Source organism: Sphingomonas telluris (genome assembly GCF_022568775.1).
In the GTDB taxonomy this organism is placed as follows: domain Bacteria; phylum Pseudomonadota; class Alphaproteobacteria; order Sphingomonadales; family Sphingomonadaceae; genus Sphingomicrobium; species Sphingomicrobium telluris.
Genome location: NZ_JAKZHW010000002.1, coordinates 14,264 through 29,366 on the forward strand (window position 1 = coordinate 14,264; position 15,103 = coordinate 29,366).

Genomic DNA, 15,103 nt, shown 5'->3' on the forward strand with positions numbered 1-15,103 from the left:
AGAGCCAATTTCGAACTCCGCTGCACAGAACGCTAATTAAAGAGCCGCGAAGGAGCGAGAGACGAAATGGTGTGAGCGGAACCCTTAGACATCGCGTCCGCCAAAAGTTCTCCAGTTGTCGGTCCGAGTGTGAAACCTTGATGACCATGCCCGAAGTTGAACCACAACCCACGATGTCGAGGCGCTGCTCCTACAACTGGCATCATGTCCGGCATGCACGGGCGCACGCCGGTCCAAGGTGACTTTTCGATCGGTTCGCCGATATCCAGTAATTCACGGGCGGCGGCTTCAGCGCGTCGAAGCTGCCGTGGCTGACAATTGCTTGTCGCTGACAGGTCAGCCCCTGTGGCAATCCGCAGTCCCGCCCGCATCGGGGAATAGATCGCGCCGAAAGCGGCGTCCAAGAGCGGGAGATTAAGACGCGGGACACTCTCATCGGTCGGATAGTCGAAATGCAGGTGGTAGCCACGCTTTCGAACCATCTCGACCTTGTAGCCCAGTGGGGCGAGCGCTTGCGGCGCCCAGGGCCCTAAGGCCACCACCACATGCTCGGTGTCGAAGGTACCCTCGCTGGACCGCAACTTCCACCCGATGGCACTTGGTTCGAAACCAAGAAGCTCCACCTTGAGCAGTTCTCCGCCCTGCTTCTCAAACAGTGCAGAATAGGCTCGGACCAGCGCGCCAGGGTCGCTGCACGTCCAAGCATCCCGCCAGTGAATGGCCCCGACTAGCGGCTGGCGCAAAGCAGGTTCAGCGGCAGCGAGAGTTGCGCTTTCTTCCCGCTCAAATTCGATGCCATAAAGGTCCCGTAGTCGTTCTGCCTGGCGCGTTTGCAATTCGAAGGCAGCGCCGTCACGAAATGCAATGCGATACCCGTCCCTTCGGATCAGGGTTTCAGCCCCGGACGCCGCAATCCACCTCGCATGATCGTGCGTCGCACGGCGTGCTAGCGTTGAATATTGCGCGCCAAGTGTCCGATGGTAGTTGGGCGCTGAATGGCGCCAGTACGACACGAGGGACGGCGCCGAACGCCAAAGGCCGGCAACGTCCCAATCTACGCTGTTGTCGTCCTTGAACGCGATACGGCACAACGTTTTGATGTCGCGCGGTAATGAATAGGGTTCGCAGGCCTCTCCTTGGATGACGCCTGCATTACCGTAACTCGTCTCGCTGCCAGGTGCAGAGCGGTCCACAAGCACGACGCTAAAACCGCGGGCCTGCAGGGCGAGGGCGGTTCCTGTCCCCACCATCCCGGCGCCAAGAACCACGACGTTCTTCACGGACGAAGTTCGTTCTTGTGGAAGGCGCCAGCCTTCATGATGACCGAAAGATTACTGCCCCCGCGGCCGAGGATGCGCACGTCCTCGAGCGGATTCCCGTCGACCAACAATATGTCCGCATGAGCTCCGGGTGCGATGACCCCGAGGCGCCCTTCCTCCATCAGAATTTCAGCAGCGACCGACGTCGCGGAGATCAGGACGTCGAAGGGGTCGAGCACTTCCGCTCGGATGTCGAACTCAATGCCTTGTCGTTCGTGATGTTGCGCGAGAAGGTCGGTACCAAAGCCGATCTTCACACCGGCTTCCTTCATGATCGTCAGCCCGGCAAGCATGGCATCAAACAGGTTCGCCAACTTGTCTATGCTGGGCTGCGGCAACCCGAACTTGGCGCCGTCATCGTTGAGGGCCTTCACGACGGCCAGCGTGGGCACCCCGTAGGTGCCATTCTTCGCCATGATGGCAGCGGTATCCGGTGTGAGCATGCTTACATGTTCAATGCAACGCACCCCGAGTTCCGAGCACCGGCGGATCGCTGCGTCGGGATGACAATGCGCAAAGACGTAGGAGCCGCGCCTGTTTGCTTCGTCGACCGCGGCCAGGATCTCCTCGTCGGTGAACTGGAGCTTGTCGAGCGGGTCCGTGGGGCTGGCGACTCCGCCGGATGCCATGATCTTGATGGCTCTCGCCCCGCGACGGAACTCTTCCCGGACAGCCTTGCGGACCGCATCCGCCCCATCGGCAATTGCGGTGAAGCGCTCGTGCCTTGGCGGGCAGCACATGCAATCCGTGAACGCCTGCTCGTGACCGGCTCGGAAGTCGCCATGCCCCCCGGTCTGGGAGATGTAGCGCCCGCTGTGGTAGAAGCGAGGACTCGGGATCCACCCCTTCTCGATCGCCATTGCGAAGCCGGCATCCGTGCCACCGGCGTCGCGCAGGGTGGTGAACCCGCGATTCAGGCTCGACTGAAGAAAGTTTGCGGCAAACAGGCTATAATACTCGGCCGGCATCTGGCTGAGCTTCACAACGTCCATGTCGGCGGCCCAGATATGAACATGCAGGTCGATGAGACCCGGCATGAGGGTGCGCCCGTTAGCTTCGACCCGGACATCGACGGGGGTGTGGATTGGGGCGTCCGACACTTCCCTGATGAACCCGTCCTCGACCAGGACGTGACCCTCCTGAAGCGCGCGGGATACACCATCGAAAATCAGGGCGTCTGCGAAGAGGACTCGCGTCATCGGTTGTGCGCCGCGAGGCTCGAGGCACGGACTGCATCGCGACTAAACACCTCCGGCTCAGGGGCGCCGCTGGCCCAAGGATCCGCCTCCCGTGGGAAGAAGTTCAGGTTCCTCTTGGTGTATGGCATTCGTGCGAAGTCGAGCCGCAGCGTCCCTGGCGAGGTCACATGCCAGAGGTGATCAGCGTCGGCTCGAAACCCGGCCTGGTAGTGGTTGCTCGACTTCACGACGATCAGCCGCCTGTCCTCGAGCGGGATGCCGAGCCCGGTGAAAGCGTCGCGCTCGTAGACTTGGGTTCTGATCGAGCACACGGCGATGTCGATCCCCCGCGAATGCAGCCAGACGGAACGGCCCATCGGCTGCCTCTGCCCAAACACTCCGGCGCTATGGTTTTCGACGACACCTCTGACCTCGACTTCGAGATCGATCGGCTCCCCCGAAGTCGGGCCGCATTTCCCGCCAAGTCGCACATCAAGGATCGCCCCAACGCCGGCCTCTGCGCAGACCTGCGCGACGAGCGGATCCCAGAAAGCGCCGATGACGACATCACTCAGTTCACGCTCCAGCAGCGCGCGGAGGATGAACGTGCTGTCTCCCGGAGCGCCGCCGCCCGGGTTGTCGGCGAAATCGCCCAGCACGACCTGTCCGTTCGACTGACGAAGCCGATCGATGGAGTCATCGACCCCCGGGTAGTCGGGAAGCAGCGCGTGGCGTTGCTCGTAAAGCGTGGCGGCGACGTCCCGGGCCACGGTCACGGCCGCGTCTTCATCCTGATCCGCGTAGACCAGGACCCTGGTCCCAACGTCCTCCACGTCGGCCCAAGGGAAACCGTGAGCGAGGCTCATCGACAGGATTGGACCTGTTTCAGCCGCCGTCAGCCCGTCAACGATCTGGCGCATCGGCGGATCGAAAGTCGGATAAAAGCCGACCATCTTGGTGTCCAAGAGGACCGCGACCGGGGCGACCTCGCCGAGCGCAATGCGGCGGCAGAGCGCGTAGAGTTCCCGCGCGCGATCGTCGAAATCGATGTGCGGATACTCTTTGGCGATGATGATGACATCTGCCTCTGACACCATCTGCGAAGTGAGGTGACAGTGAGGATCTAACTCGACCCCTACGACGGCATTCGGAGCGATCCCGCGTACGCGCGTTATGAGATCGCCCTCACAATCGTCGTAACCCTGCGCGACCATTGCGCCGTGAAGCATCAGGACGACGATATCGACAGCACCGGCGGCGCTTAGATCGTCCAGAATTGTGTCGCGGAGACGCTCATAAACGGCGCGCACCGTCGGGCCGCCCGGCTGTGCGAAGCTCGTGATCGTCTCGACCACGTCGCATCCGTCGGCCTCGGCACAGCTACGGAAGACTTTCAGAGGCCCACCCAGCGGCGAGCTGTCGTTGAGCGACGTATCGCGTCCAATGCCATATTCCTCGAAAGCGGACAGCGCCGTCGGAAACGGTGCGAAGGTGTTGGTTTCGGTCGCGAGACCGCCGATGAAGACGCGCATGGATGCTTCCCGATCAGTCTTCCAGCGCCCGCCAGGTGGGCGCGGCGACTAGCACGGATGTGGAGCCTGGCTTTGTAGTGCTCATACGAATGGCGAACTCAGCATCGGTCAGGATCAAGCCGTTCATCCTCAGCTATGCAGAAATATCATACAGTAGTGTATATTGACTTGACCCGGATCAAAAGGGAAGACGCAATCTGCGCGAAGGAGGATGCCCATGACCGACGTCCTAACTGAAGAGATGTCGTTGCAGCCCGGTTCGCGGGGAGCAGCTCGCGTCGATCCCGCCGAACTAGATAAGCTGCTCGATCCTTTTGACCGGACTGGTCAGCCAGGATTCGCGGTCGGAGTCAGCCTTGGAGGGGTGCCGCTATATCGCCGTGGAGTGGGCACCGCGAGTGTAGAGCTCCCGATTGCCCTGTCCCCACAAATTCGGATGCGCATCGGATCGACAACCAAGCAGTTCTGCGCCCTCGCCATCATGCTTTTGGCCGAAGACGGGCAGCTCAGTATCGAGGATACGCCGCGTAAGTATGTCCCGGAGCTGCCGGATTGGGCGGATGAGTTCACCATCCGCCAGCTCCTCTCCCACACGAGCGGAATGCGGGACAGCTTCGATCTTCTGTTTCAGACATGCGGACCCGGAATAGTGACGCCGCCCGACACACCGCTGAAGATGCTGCTCGATTTCGATGACCTGAATTACACGCCGGGAGCCAGCTGGCGCTACAACAATAGCGGCTATGTCCTGCTCAGCGAGATCGTTGAACGCGTAAGCGGACAGACTTTCGGTGATTTCCTCCGCACCCGCATCCTCGAGCCCGTTGGAATGTACCAAAGCCTCCTCCGCCCCCTCGACACGGACATGTTGTCGAACAGCGCCTCGCTTCACTCGCCCCTGCCGGGTGGCGGTTGGTCGAGGGGCGTGTTCGGCGTCCCACTCCGCGGCGAAGGGGGCCTGGTGTCGACCGTTGACGACATGCTCCAGTGGCTCAGGCACATGTCTGACCCAGTGGTCGGCAGCCATGACAGCTGGCAGCAGATGCGCACGGCCTGCTCCACCCACGGCTATGGGTTCGGACTGTTCATGCAGAAGCATCGTGGTCTCGACACGGTACATCACGCCGGCGCAGTCGCGGGCGGAAGCAGTCAGGCGCTCAAAGTTGTCGACTACGACCTCGACATTGTCGTGCTGAACAATAACGGCCTGAACGTCCTGGCGATGTACCAGCTCGTGGACGCCATCATCGACGCGTGCGTGCCAGGCCTGCCTCCCATTCCGGCGGATAGCGGAGCAACCCCGTTAGGTGGGACTTTCTACTCAAAGGCCACTGGGCGCGTGATGGCCCTCATCCCGCACGAGGGAGCTCAACTGGTGAACCTTTCCGGAATGATGCTGCCGACCAACCGGGACTCGGACGGCGGGATCACGGTCCAGATTGTTCCTACTGACCTTGTCATTCGCCCAGACACCGAAGGGTCCAGGCTGGAAGTTCGTGAGTTTGGATCCGACGATATACTTGACCGAATAGAGCCTTCACCGGGCGAATCTCTCGACGAGTGGGTCGGCGACTACAGCATCGTTCCCGGAAAGATTTCGGCTGCCTTGTCCCGTAGCGGCGACGGGTTCCAACTCAGTCTCGTTAACGGCCTGGGATCTCTGACCTATCCTCTTGTGCCCTTGGGCCCGCGACTCTGGCAAATGGTGTCGCCAGTGCCGATGCCGCTAGGTGGGACTCTGGAATTCGAAGAAGGAGCATTCCTGTTCTCAACCGCTAGCACCACACGCCTGCGGTTTCATCGTTCCTAATGCTTTACGGAATGCCGTCCCGGTCTTTGCCCATCGAAGGAATTGCAGATGGCGAATAAGCGAGAGCCCTGGCAGACCCGCTGGGGATTTGGCGAACCAGACACCCCGGGCGAGGATGACGCCAAGCTATGCCCACATTGCGGATCAGATCTCGGCGATCCTTCAAACAAATGTCACAACTGCCAATCCCGGCGATCACCTGACTGAACCTGCGAGCGGTTTGAAAGACCTGTTAGCAATCTCCTCGCCAGATAAATCAGTAGATTGCGTCCGCTTTGCATCGAAAACAGACACTGTGCTGACCTTGGGAAACTGCCCTGCTTGGCGCTCTTGTGTCTGCACTGGACCGGGTCAATACAGCGGATCGCGACGGTAGCTGGGCTGGCAGCTTGTCGAGGGGGATTTGAGATGGCGCTATCGATTTCGCGCTGGGCCAAGGAACTCGTTAGCAAGGCCGCTGTGGGTGCGGCGGGACTGATTGCAGTTATTTCGCTTCCGCTGCTCGCGCAAACGCGAACTCCGCAGCCGCTGTCCCCCGTTGCCGAGACGGCGAGGCCAGACGTCGCCGTTCCTACAAGCGAACCGTCGCTGCCTACGGGCCGGTCGTTAACCGCCGACGACGTCAATGCCTGGCTTGACGGCTACATGCCCTATGCACTCGGCAAGGGTCAGATCCCGGGCGCCGTTGTCGTGGTCGTCAAGGACGGCCAGATCCTTACTCAGCGCGGATACGGCTTCTCTGACGTTGCCAAACAGAAGCCGGTCGACCCGCGCATCACCCTGTTTCGGCCCGGATCGATCTCCAAACTGTTCACCTGGACCGCGGTCATGCAGCAGGTCGAGCAGGGCAAGATCGACCTCGATGCGGACGTCAACAAGTACCTCGACTTCAAGATCCCGCCCTATCAGGGCAAGCCAATCACGATGCGCAATATCATGACGCATACGTCGGGCTTCGAAGAGCAGATCAAAGACCTGATCGTGACCGATGAAAAACAGTATGTTCCGTACGAGAAGCTGCTGAAACGCTGGGTGCCGCACCGCATCTATGCGCCGGGTGAAGTGCCGGCCTATTCCAATTATGCCACCTCGCTTGCCGGCTACATCGTGCAGCGCGTCTCGGGCGAGCAGTTCGATGCCTATGTAGAGCGGCACATCCTTGCGCCCCTGGGAATGACGCATTCCACCTTCCGCCAGCCCGTGCCGGCCAATCTGAGGCCATTCGTTTCGGAGGGTTATGTTCCTGGGCAGGACAAGCCCTACGGCTACGAATATGTCAGTTCGGCTCCAGCGGGCGCCCTTTCGGCAACCGGCGAGGATATGGGCCGCTTCATGATCGCCCATCTGCAGAACGGCGCAGGTCTCCTGAAGCCGGAGACGGCGCAGCTAATGCATTCGCCCGCCAACCGGTCGATTCAAGGGCTCCACGGCATGTGCCTTGGCTTTTACGAGGACGATATCAACGGGCGCCGGATCATCGCGCACGCCGGCGATACGAGCGCCTTCCACAGCGACCTTAACCTGTTCCTCAACGAGGGCGTGGGCATCTACATCTCCATGAACAGCCCGGGCAAGGAGGCTTCCGCCTATTCCGTGCGCGGCACTCTCCTCCAGGAGTTCGCGGACCGATACTTCCCCGCTGCGAAACCCAAGCCGCAGGCGCTCGATAGCAAGACGGCTCGCGAGAATGCCGAGAAGTTGGCGGGCACCTGGACGAGCTCGCGCCGGATAGATTCGAGCTTCCTCTCGGTCGCCAATCTGTTCAGCCAAAACAAGATCAGCGTGGGCAAGGACGGCCAATTGATTGCGCCCGTCGCCGACATCCTCCAGGCGAGACCATCAAAGTGGATCGCGGTAGGGCCTATGCTTTGGCGCGACGCCTACAGCCATGAACTGCTCGGCGCGAAGCTGTCGGACGGAAAGGTCACGCAGATCAGCGTCAGCACCATCGCGCCGTTCACGGTCTTGCTGCCGACGCCCTGGTACCTGAATTCGGCCTGGCTACTGCCTCTCCTGTATCTAAGCCTTGCAGTGCTTGTGATCACCATGCTGCTATGGCCGACCCGAGCGATCGTCCGTCGGCGCTTCGGCGCCACGCTGGCGCTCGAAGGCCGCGACCTTCGCGCGTTCCGGTGGAGCCGCATCTCGGCGGTCGCGATCATTGCCGTTCTGATCAGTTGGTTCATCACCGTGTCCCTGATCTTCAAGGACATGGATCTCAGCGCGCTTATTCTGTTGATGGGATTCCTCAGCCTGGTCGCCTTTGTAGGCGGTTTCCTGGCAATGCTCTGGTATGCCTTGAGGGTCTGGCAGAGCGGCGCGCGCTGGCCGGCCAAGGTGTGGAGCATCGCGCTGGTGATTGCCTCCGCGACTGTCCTTCACATCGCGATCAACTTTCACCTGATCGGCTTCAGAACGAACTTCTGATCGGCGTATACTCCGCTGATGTCCTGATCTCGAACCTAGCGATCGGCTCTATCTTGGCTCTCGACCGCAGCGGTTTTGATAGGACCCAATCATAACCGCCGGTAAATAAGTCGCGGCATTCGCGATGACCGCTTTGGGTCGAAAGCTACCGCTAAGAAGGGTTTCGAAACGCGGCGAAGCTCCCATAGCTCGCGACTAGGAAGGGCACGACATAGGTGAGCCCAAGCTTCCAAATGACCGGCCACTTGCCTGAGAGCATCTCGGGACCTTGGTTTATGAGATTGAGCGCTGTCCCGACAACAAGCGCGACCATGAGCGAGCGCCTGAGGGAGTTGCCGGTCAGAGTGCGCCTTGCAGCTTCGCGAACTTCCATGCGCGACCTGATAGGTCCGGCGCGTGCGACCGCAATGGCCGTCAGCCCGCTCTAGGCTTCAAGGTTGAACTGTCTGCGAAGAGATGACAGCTTCGATTTCGTTTGAGGCAACGACTGGGAGGGGCAGTGCGGCGCTTATCTTTCGGCTTGATCGCCGCGATCGCAGTAGCATCGGCAAGCCCTGCAACAGCTAATACTGACGCAAGAGACGGGACACTTCTCGGCTCACGACCGTGTCCCTCGAACTCCGTGAGGAGCTACGAAGACTACCTAAGATCTGTGGGCGCAGAGTTGGACAGTGAAGCAGCGTACGCTCGGCAAGAGAGCAAGGACATGCCGAGGATTAGCGAAGCGCGCCTTGTAGCTTCGCTACCCACCCGCGAAGAGGTCGAGGAGCACCTCGCATTTCGGGGTTTCGAGTGCCGGGTCATCACCTACGCGAGTGGGGGGCTGAAGATTGCCGGCCTCCTCTGGAAGCCGATCGATACGACCGGAAAGAAGCATCCGCTCATTATCGCCTTGAGGGGCGGCAATAATAAATTCGGACCCATGGAGCCTTGGCGGTACTGGGGCTGGCACGATTTTCTCAAAGCCGGCTACGTCGTGCTTTCCTCTCAATACCGTGGCGGTCCTGGAAGCGAGGGCAGCGACACCTTTGGCAGTGAAGCAGATCTAAACGATGTCCCGAACCTGATCCCACTGGCGAAGAGCTTGGGCTACGTGGACACGGATCAAGTCTTTGCTCACGGCGGCTCTCGCGGCGGTATGGAACTGTATATGCTCGCGCACACGGGCCTTCCGTTAATTGCGATGGCCATCCGTGCCGGCCTGGCCGATATTCGAAGGGCTTTTGAGGCAAGACCTAAAGGCCTCGGCTCGCTGACCGAGATGATGACCGATTACTCGGCTGATCCCGATGCCGCCTTGGACCGTCGATCTGCCGTCAAATGGGCGTCTGAACTGAAGGTGCCGACGATCATCTTTCACGGCACAGATGATTGGCGGCTATCTCCACAAGACTCCCTAGACGTGGCCAATGAATTGCAGCGGGCGCACATCCCTTACGAGTTACACCTCTACGAGGCGGACACCCATGCAATCGACCTAAACCAGGCTGACATGATCAAGCATACACTCGCTTTCTTCGAGAGTAGGCAAACGCGCTAACGCCTTTGCTATGTCTGCTTTGGGTGGAAGGCGGACGTTCCCTCGGCGGCTGCCACTTTCGCATTGTCAGGCCATTTGCTCGGCCAGTATCGCTTCGACATGGCGCAACTTATCCGGGTTGCGTACGATGTAGAGCGCGGTGATCTTTCCGCCGCGGACTTCGAGCGCCGTGGTCTGCAGCACCTCTCCTCGATCGATGCTAACGAAGCCGGGCAGGCCATCGATCATCACGTTGCGTAGCAGTTGCGGCCGATACGCAGCCTTTCGCGCCAGCCCTTGAAAAAGGCGCAGGACCCGGTCAATTCCGCGGACGACGTTGCGGAAGGCAAGGACCTTGCCGCCCCCGTCGGAAAAGACAGCGACCTCGTCGGCAAGGATACCGCTCAACATCTTGATGTCGCCTTTAGTGCTGGCCTCATGGAAGGCCCGCACGAGTTCCGACGCGCTTTGCGGCGAAAGCGTAAAGCGCGGTCGCGCCTCGCGGACGTGGCGGCGGGCGCGGGATGCGAGCTGTCGAACCGCTGCAGGCTCGCGTTCCAGCGTAGCCGCGACTTCGTTCAGCGGTGTTTCGAAGATGTCATGCAGCAGGAAAGCGGCGCGCTCGAGGGGGGAGAGCCTCTCCATGGCCATCATGAGCGTCAGGGTAACGTCGTCCGCGATGGCCTCCTCGCCGGCTTGCTGCAACAGCGGCTCCGGCAACCAGGCGCCGACATATTCCTCGCGCCGCGCCCGCGCCGATTTCAGCTGGTCGAGGCACAAGCGGGTCACGATCCGGGTGAGATAAGCCGCCGGCAAGTCGACTCCGCCGCTTATTGCTGCCCAGCGCGGCCAGGCATCCTGCACCACATCCTCGGCCTCGCTCAGCGTCCCTAGCATGCGGTAAGCGAGGCGCAGCAACCGCGGCCGCTGCGCCTCGAAATCGGCTAGGCGCTGGTCAGGCGGCATCAGCGCGCATCGCTGCACCACGCGGCGGATGAGCGACGTGGAAGCCGACCTGAAGCCGATTCCAGACGTTGATCGCGCCAATGGCGAAGGTCAGCTGCACTCGCTCTTGATCACTGAAATGTTCGGCGAGCGCATTGTACTCGTCATCGGGTGCGCCTTCATTTGCGACACGGGTCAGGACTTCAGTCCACGCAAGCGCCGCTCGCTCGCGTTCGGAAAAGAGGTACGAGTCCCGCCAGGCATTCAGCAGATACAGCTTCATCTCGTCCACTCCGCGCTTACGCAAGTCGCTGGTGTGCATGTAAATGCAAAAGGCGCAGCCGTTCATCTGGGACGCGCGTAACTTCACAAGTTCCAGCAATTCCGGATCGATCGCTTGGGCCAGCGCTTGCTCGAGCGCGACCATTGCCTTGAAGCCGGCGGGGAACAGTGCAGACGGGTTGTCGAGGCGAGGGGTCATCAGGGGTCTCCTTGTAACGAGCATCGAAGCGCTCGGAACAATGACGAGACAGGCCCGACCGGTGTGACATCGGTTCGGGAAATGTTGAAAGAAGCATTCTCACATCAGGTGCCAGCAATGTCGGCAATGGGTCGAAAGCTGCCACAAGACACTTAGATGGACAGGGGGTGTCGAAATCCTTGAAATCTTTGGACCGGAGAGCGGTCCAAGACGGCGGCTTAAACGCTAACTGGAGATTTTCCCCTCGCGCGCGCCCGCGCGTACGGGGCATCCAATTACCGGGAAAAAACTGGTTTAGCGTTGAAACGGCGGACTGGAGCCGCTCTCCGCTTCGAAGGGCGCAGGGATCCGGACACCCCCTCCCCTCTATTCTTCACTATTTTATTCCGCCGAAGCGGAGCCGAGCGGCTCGGCCGATGTTCTCGGTCGTGCCACATCGCTTACCCCAGAGCTCGCCGCCATCCTGGCGCTTGCTGATGCGATGCGCGGCCCTTGCATGGGTGTCCGCGCCTTTCAGCAGGTAGTGCAACGCACCTGTTAGCGCCCGTTTATACAGGTCGGTCGTGGCTTGATTAAATGCGAGCTTGTGGCTCCCGCCGATCGGCCGGCTCTTATAGACACCCCTTTTCCAAGCGGCCCCGATCTTCTTGAACCAGCCTCGCTGCATGCGCGTAAACGAGCCTAAGACAGGCGGAGGGATGCTGAGCAGGATATGCACGTGCTCGCCTTTGGTGGAGCCTGCCTCACGCACCCACACCGCTGTTATGCCGGTGTTATAACACCGGAGCCAATCGCCCATGAGCTTCAGCAGTTGGCCCGTGGCTTTGACTGGGTCGCAGATGCCCGCCGCATCGAAGTGGACCGTCAGCATCCGGTTCAAGGGCTTGCCGATGCCGATTGCATGCTCGGCAGCGAGCAGCAGGTTCTCGCAGTCCCTCAACCGTAAGGCGGTGGAGCGGCGTCCCTTTCGATAGGGCCGAGCAGAGCCATGCAGCGCACCCTTACTATTACTGTAAATTGCAACGACCGTGCCAAGCGGTCGGCTGGACCAGTCAGCTTGATTTTTTGATTGTTTTTCAAAGCTGTTGCTGCGCGCCGGAGGTGCCCCGTTGGCATGCGCGCGTAATGCTTTCGAAACTCTGGAGCGAGCGGGGGAAAAAGCGGCTGTACGAGGCACCCGGACACCTGACGGCTCGCGCTTGGCTAGTGGCCATTCGCAAGTTTTGAATGCTGTGAGATGACGGCCGGATCGACTGTATCTTGGCTGTTGAAACAGCCATGCCGCAGATACGCGCTCGCGTGCGCGCGTCACCTGCGCAACCGACCCGGGCCGCCGTCGTTAAGGCTAGGCTGCCATCGACCCACGAGTGGCGCGAACGTGCTCAGCCATGGCGCTCAGCGCTTCAGCCAGTTCTTCCACGCGCTCGATGGGAACGATGCAGCCATTGGCATCACGCCAACCGCCGCACGGCTTCCAGTCACCGCTCTGTCGATCCTGGTAATGCGCCCAGATCGAAAGCCGTGGCTCGCCGCGAAACTCTGACAAGGCGATCCGCCACAGCTTGTCCCGATAGATGACCTCGAAGGCTGCACTGCTCATGCTGCCCTCCCGAGGTCCGGCGTGCCGTCGTTAAAACCAATTGTCGGCGCTAAGAACGCGTCCAAATGGTCATTGGCTGCCTCAGGTGCCAATTCGACGTCGCGCCCGTCCTTGGCTGATTTTGTGGCCCTTACGGGCAACGGGCGAACGGGATGCAGCGGACAGTTGCTCGATGAGCAGCCCTGGACCTGTTCTCGCCAAGCACCATTGCCGTTGCCGGGGTCGTACAGGCAGCTCTTGCACATGGCGTTGATCGCAGCTCGAAGCGAGGGGCGACTCATATGGCACCTCCCCGCCGTTCGAACGTGCTAGCGTCACGTCCGGGTTCCGGGCTATGGAGCACTGTCGACTTTCCTGAGGCGACATCACCGGCCTTCGGAGCGGCGGCAACCGCTTCGGAGGCCATTTGCTTTTCGGCATTCATCCGGCAGTCCCTCCGCTTGCAATTGCGCGAACGCTGTCGGCGCGGACCAGCCGCCGCCGCCCGATATTCACCGTTAGCAATCGGCCTTCGCTGATCAGCTGATAGGTCTTCGACCGGCCGATGCTGAGTGTCTCGGCTGCCTTGTCGATTGAGATAAGGATAGGCTCGTCCATACTCGTCCTTCCATTGCTGAGTGCACGTGTCGGTGCGCGTTGAAGATGGAGCACAACTGGCCACCCTCCAACGAGAACAATTGTACGTCAGACATCATCAGCTGTGGATAGAATGTGGGCCCTTAGCGGTCTGCGTGAGAGGCCGTCACTCAGAATGCACAGACCGGGACATCCACAGAATAATTAGCCGGAAAATCGCCTGCCGGAATCGCAGTTCTTCATATTGAAACTCGTTGCTGACGAGACGGCCTAGGCTGAGGCAAGCCTCACGACGGTCGCGTTCGATGCCGAACAGAAGGCGGCCCAACTGTCCATCAGCTTGCGGCGTTTTTCGAGAAAGTTAGTCCGCCGATATGCCGCTTCGACCTTGTTCGGAATTGCATGTGCCAAGGCGGCCTCTGCAACTTCTCCGGAGAAGCTGGTTTCCTCCGCGCACCAGTCACGGAACGATGACCGGAACCCGTGGACCGTGGCGTCCACCTTCATGTCGCGAAGGATCTTCAACAGGGTCATGTCGCTGAGCGGGCGCCCCCGTTTCGCACTCGGAAACACGAGGTCTGTCCCACCTGTTCGAAACTCTGTGGCGCGCTTGAACACGCTCAGCGCCGCTTCTGACAATGGCACAATATGGGTCTTGCCTGCCTTCATGCGCTCAGCCGGAACGGTCCATGTCGCCTTGTCCATGTCGATCTCGCTCCAACGCGCCAACCGCACCTCGCCGGAGCGGGCAGCTGTCAGGATCAGCGCTTCAAGCGCCAGCCGCCCAACGCTGACCCGCTCACGCAGCTTGGCGAGGAAGGGTGGAACATCGGCATAGGGCAGCGCCTCGAAGCGACCGGACTTGCGCGGCTGCTTGGGAAGAGCCTTGTTCACCGCTGACATCACGAATGGCTCGCGCCAGCCCTTTCCGTGGGCGTAGTCCATCACGGTGCCGATGCGTTGCCGCACGCGCCGCGCAGTCTCGGGCTTTGTGAGCCAGATGTCCGCTAGAAGGTCTCGCACGTGACCAGTCGTCACGGCATCGACCCGAAGAGGCCCAATTGTAGGGAACGCATAGGTCTTCAATGTGGAGAGCCACTGAGCGCCATGCTTGCCGTTGCGCCACCCGCGCTTGTGCTCTTCGTGCACGGTCCCGGCCGCCTCAGCAAAGGTGGGCGTCCTGCTAACGGTGCGCCGCGCGGCAACGGGTCCAGCCCAAGCCGCAACTTCTTCCTGTAGTCTCGCGCCAGGTCGCGGGCTTCCGACAGCCCGATATCCTTGAAGGAGCCAAGGCCGTAGTCGCGGCGCTTGCCGCCTGCCTGGAGCCGAACCACCCAGCTTTTTGATCCGCTGGGTTTCACTTCCAGCATCAAACCGTCGCCGTCCATGTAGCGGCCAGGTGCAGTCAGGCTCTTTACTTGGATCGGATTGAGCTTCCCCATTGCCGCGGCTCCGTCATCCCAACGTCTCTCCCCACACTTTGCGTCGGATGCCTACAACTGTCAATGGACGCCGGCAAACGACGCTCCGCGTCTTCCTCTTGATAAATCTTGATTGTTTTCATGTCCGCGAACATCAGCGAATAAGTAGTTGGCGGAGCGGGAGGGATTCGAACCCTCGATACGGTTTTGCCGTATACTCACTTTCCAGGCGAGCGCCTTCGACCACTCGGCCACCGCTCCGCATTCGCTGGAAGGCCGCCCCTGTAGGCAAGGC

General features: G+C 60.6%; 14 protein-coding genes and 1 tRNA gene. 3 read left to right on the plus strand and 12 right to left on the minus strand.

Annotated features, from left to right (window positions below; translation table 11 throughout):
* Positions 1 to 32: 32 nt before the first annotated feature.
* From LZ016_RS11005 to LZ016_RS11015, 3 genes are read right to left on the minus strand one after another with little or no spacing between them, the layout of a single operon-like run.
* Positions 33 to 1,280, minus strand: a complete 1,248-nt coding sequence (locus tag LZ016_RS11005) for an NAD(P)/FAD-dependent oxidoreductase (protein ID WP_241447527.1) — start codon at positions 1,278 to 1,280, stop codon at positions 33 to 35.
* Entirely contained in the window at positions 1,277 to 2,518 is a 1,242-nt protein-coding gene (locus LZ016_RS11010; protein WP_241447528.1) for a metal-dependent hydrolase family protein, read from the minus strand. Before LZ016_RS11010 ends, LZ016_RS11005 begins: the two co-directional genes overlap by 4 nt.
* Entirely contained in the window at positions 2,515 to 4,029 is a 1,515-nt protein-coding gene (locus LZ016_RS11015) for a M81 family metallopeptidase (RefSeq protein ID WP_241447529.1), read from the minus strand. Before LZ016_RS11015 ends, LZ016_RS11010 begins: the two co-directional genes overlap by 4 nt.
* Positions 4,030 to 4,246: 217 nt before the next feature.
* On the opposite strand from LZ016_RS11015, the gene LZ016_RS11020 reads away from it, so the two are divergent.
* Positions 4,247 to 5,839, plus strand: coding sequence for a serine hydrolase domain-containing protein (locus LZ016_RS11020; RefSeq protein ID WP_241447530.1), 1,593 nt, complete (start codon positions 4,247 to 4,249; stop codon positions 5,837 to 5,839).
* Between the two features lie 408 nt (positions 5,840 to 6,247).
* Positions 6,248 to 8,266, plus strand: a complete 2,019-nt coding sequence (locus LZ016_RS11025) for a serine hydrolase domain-containing protein (RefSeq protein ID WP_241447531.1) — start codon at positions 6,248 to 6,250, stop codon at positions 8,264 to 8,266.
* A gap of 151 nt (positions 8,267 to 8,417) precedes the next feature.
* Here LZ016_RS11025 and nrtS read toward each other — a convergent pair whose 3' ends face one another.
* A complete protein-coding gene (gene nrtS, locus LZ016_RS15725) occupies positions 8,418 to 8,639 on the minus strand; it encodes a nitrate/nitrite transporter NrtS (protein WP_366512914.1) in 222 nt (73 codons plus the stop codon).
* Between the two features lie 333 nt (positions 8,640 to 8,972).
* On the opposite strand from nrtS, the gene LZ016_RS11030 reads away from it, so the two are divergent.
* Positions 8,973 to 9,806 (plus strand): alpha/beta hydrolase family protein, encoded by an 834-nt coding sequence (locus tag LZ016_RS11030; RefSeq protein WP_241447532.1) that lies wholly within the window; start codon positions 8,973 to 8,975, stop codon positions 9,804 to 9,806.
* Between the two features lie 66 nt (positions 9,807 to 9,872).
* Here the strand turns inward: LZ016_RS11030 and LZ016_RS11035 are convergent, their stop codons facing one another.
* The 8 genes from LZ016_RS11035 to LZ016_RS11065 all read right to left on the minus strand — a co-directional run bounded on the left by LZ016_RS11035 (position 9,873) and on the right by LZ016_RS11065 (position 15,069).
* Positions 9,873 to 10,751 (minus strand): sigma-70 family RNA polymerase sigma factor, encoded by an 879-nt coding sequence (locus tag LZ016_RS11035; protein WP_241447533.1) that lies wholly within the window; start codon positions 10,749 to 10,751, stop codon positions 9,873 to 9,875.
* Positions 10,741 to 11,211 (minus strand): carboxymuconolactone decarboxylase family protein, encoded by a 471-nt coding sequence (locus LZ016_RS11040; protein WP_241447534.1) that lies wholly within the window; start codon positions 11,209 to 11,211, stop codon positions 10,741 to 10,743. Before LZ016_RS11040 ends, LZ016_RS11035 begins: the two co-directional genes overlap by 11 nt.
* A 376-nt stretch (positions 11,212 to 11,587) precedes the next feature.
* Entirely contained in the window at positions 11,588 to 12,388 is an 801-nt protein-coding gene (locus LZ016_RS11045) for a YagK/YfjJ domain-containing protein (RefSeq protein ID WP_241447535.1), read from the minus strand.
* Positions 12,389 to 12,556: 168 nt separating this feature from the next.
* Complete coding sequence (locus LZ016_RS11050; protein ID WP_241447536.1) at positions 12,557 to 12,811, minus strand: hypothetical protein; 255 nt, start codon at positions 12,809 to 12,811, stop codon at positions 12,557 to 12,559.
* A gap of 420 nt (positions 12,812 to 13,231) precedes the next feature.
* Positions 13,232 to 13,408: an excisionase family DNA-binding protein gene (locus LZ016_RS11055; protein WP_241447537.1), complete on the minus strand. Its 177-nt coding sequence runs from the start codon at positions 13,406 to 13,408 to the stop codon at positions 13,232 to 13,234.
* A 249-nt stretch (positions 13,409 to 13,657) separates the two neighbouring features.
* Positions 13,658 to 14,536: a tyrosine-type recombinase/integrase gene (locus tag LZ016_RS15730; RefSeq protein WP_436286363.1), complete on the minus strand. Its 879-nt coding sequence runs from the start codon at positions 14,534 to 14,536 to the stop codon at positions 13,658 to 13,660.
* Positions 14,470 to 14,829 carry an Arm DNA-binding domain-containing protein gene (locus LZ016_RS15735; protein ID WP_366512916.1) on the minus strand — a complete coding sequence of 120 codons (360 nt, stop codon included), beginning with the start codon at positions 14,827 to 14,829 and terminating at the stop codon, positions 14,470 to 14,472. The genes LZ016_RS15730 and LZ016_RS15735 overlap by 67 nt, the downstream gene beginning before the upstream one ends.
* 149 nt (positions 14,830 to 14,978) lie before the next feature.
* Positions 14,979 to 15,069, minus strand: a tRNA-Ser gene (locus LZ016_RS11065).
* Positions 15,070 to 15,103 lie beyond the last annotated feature (34 nt).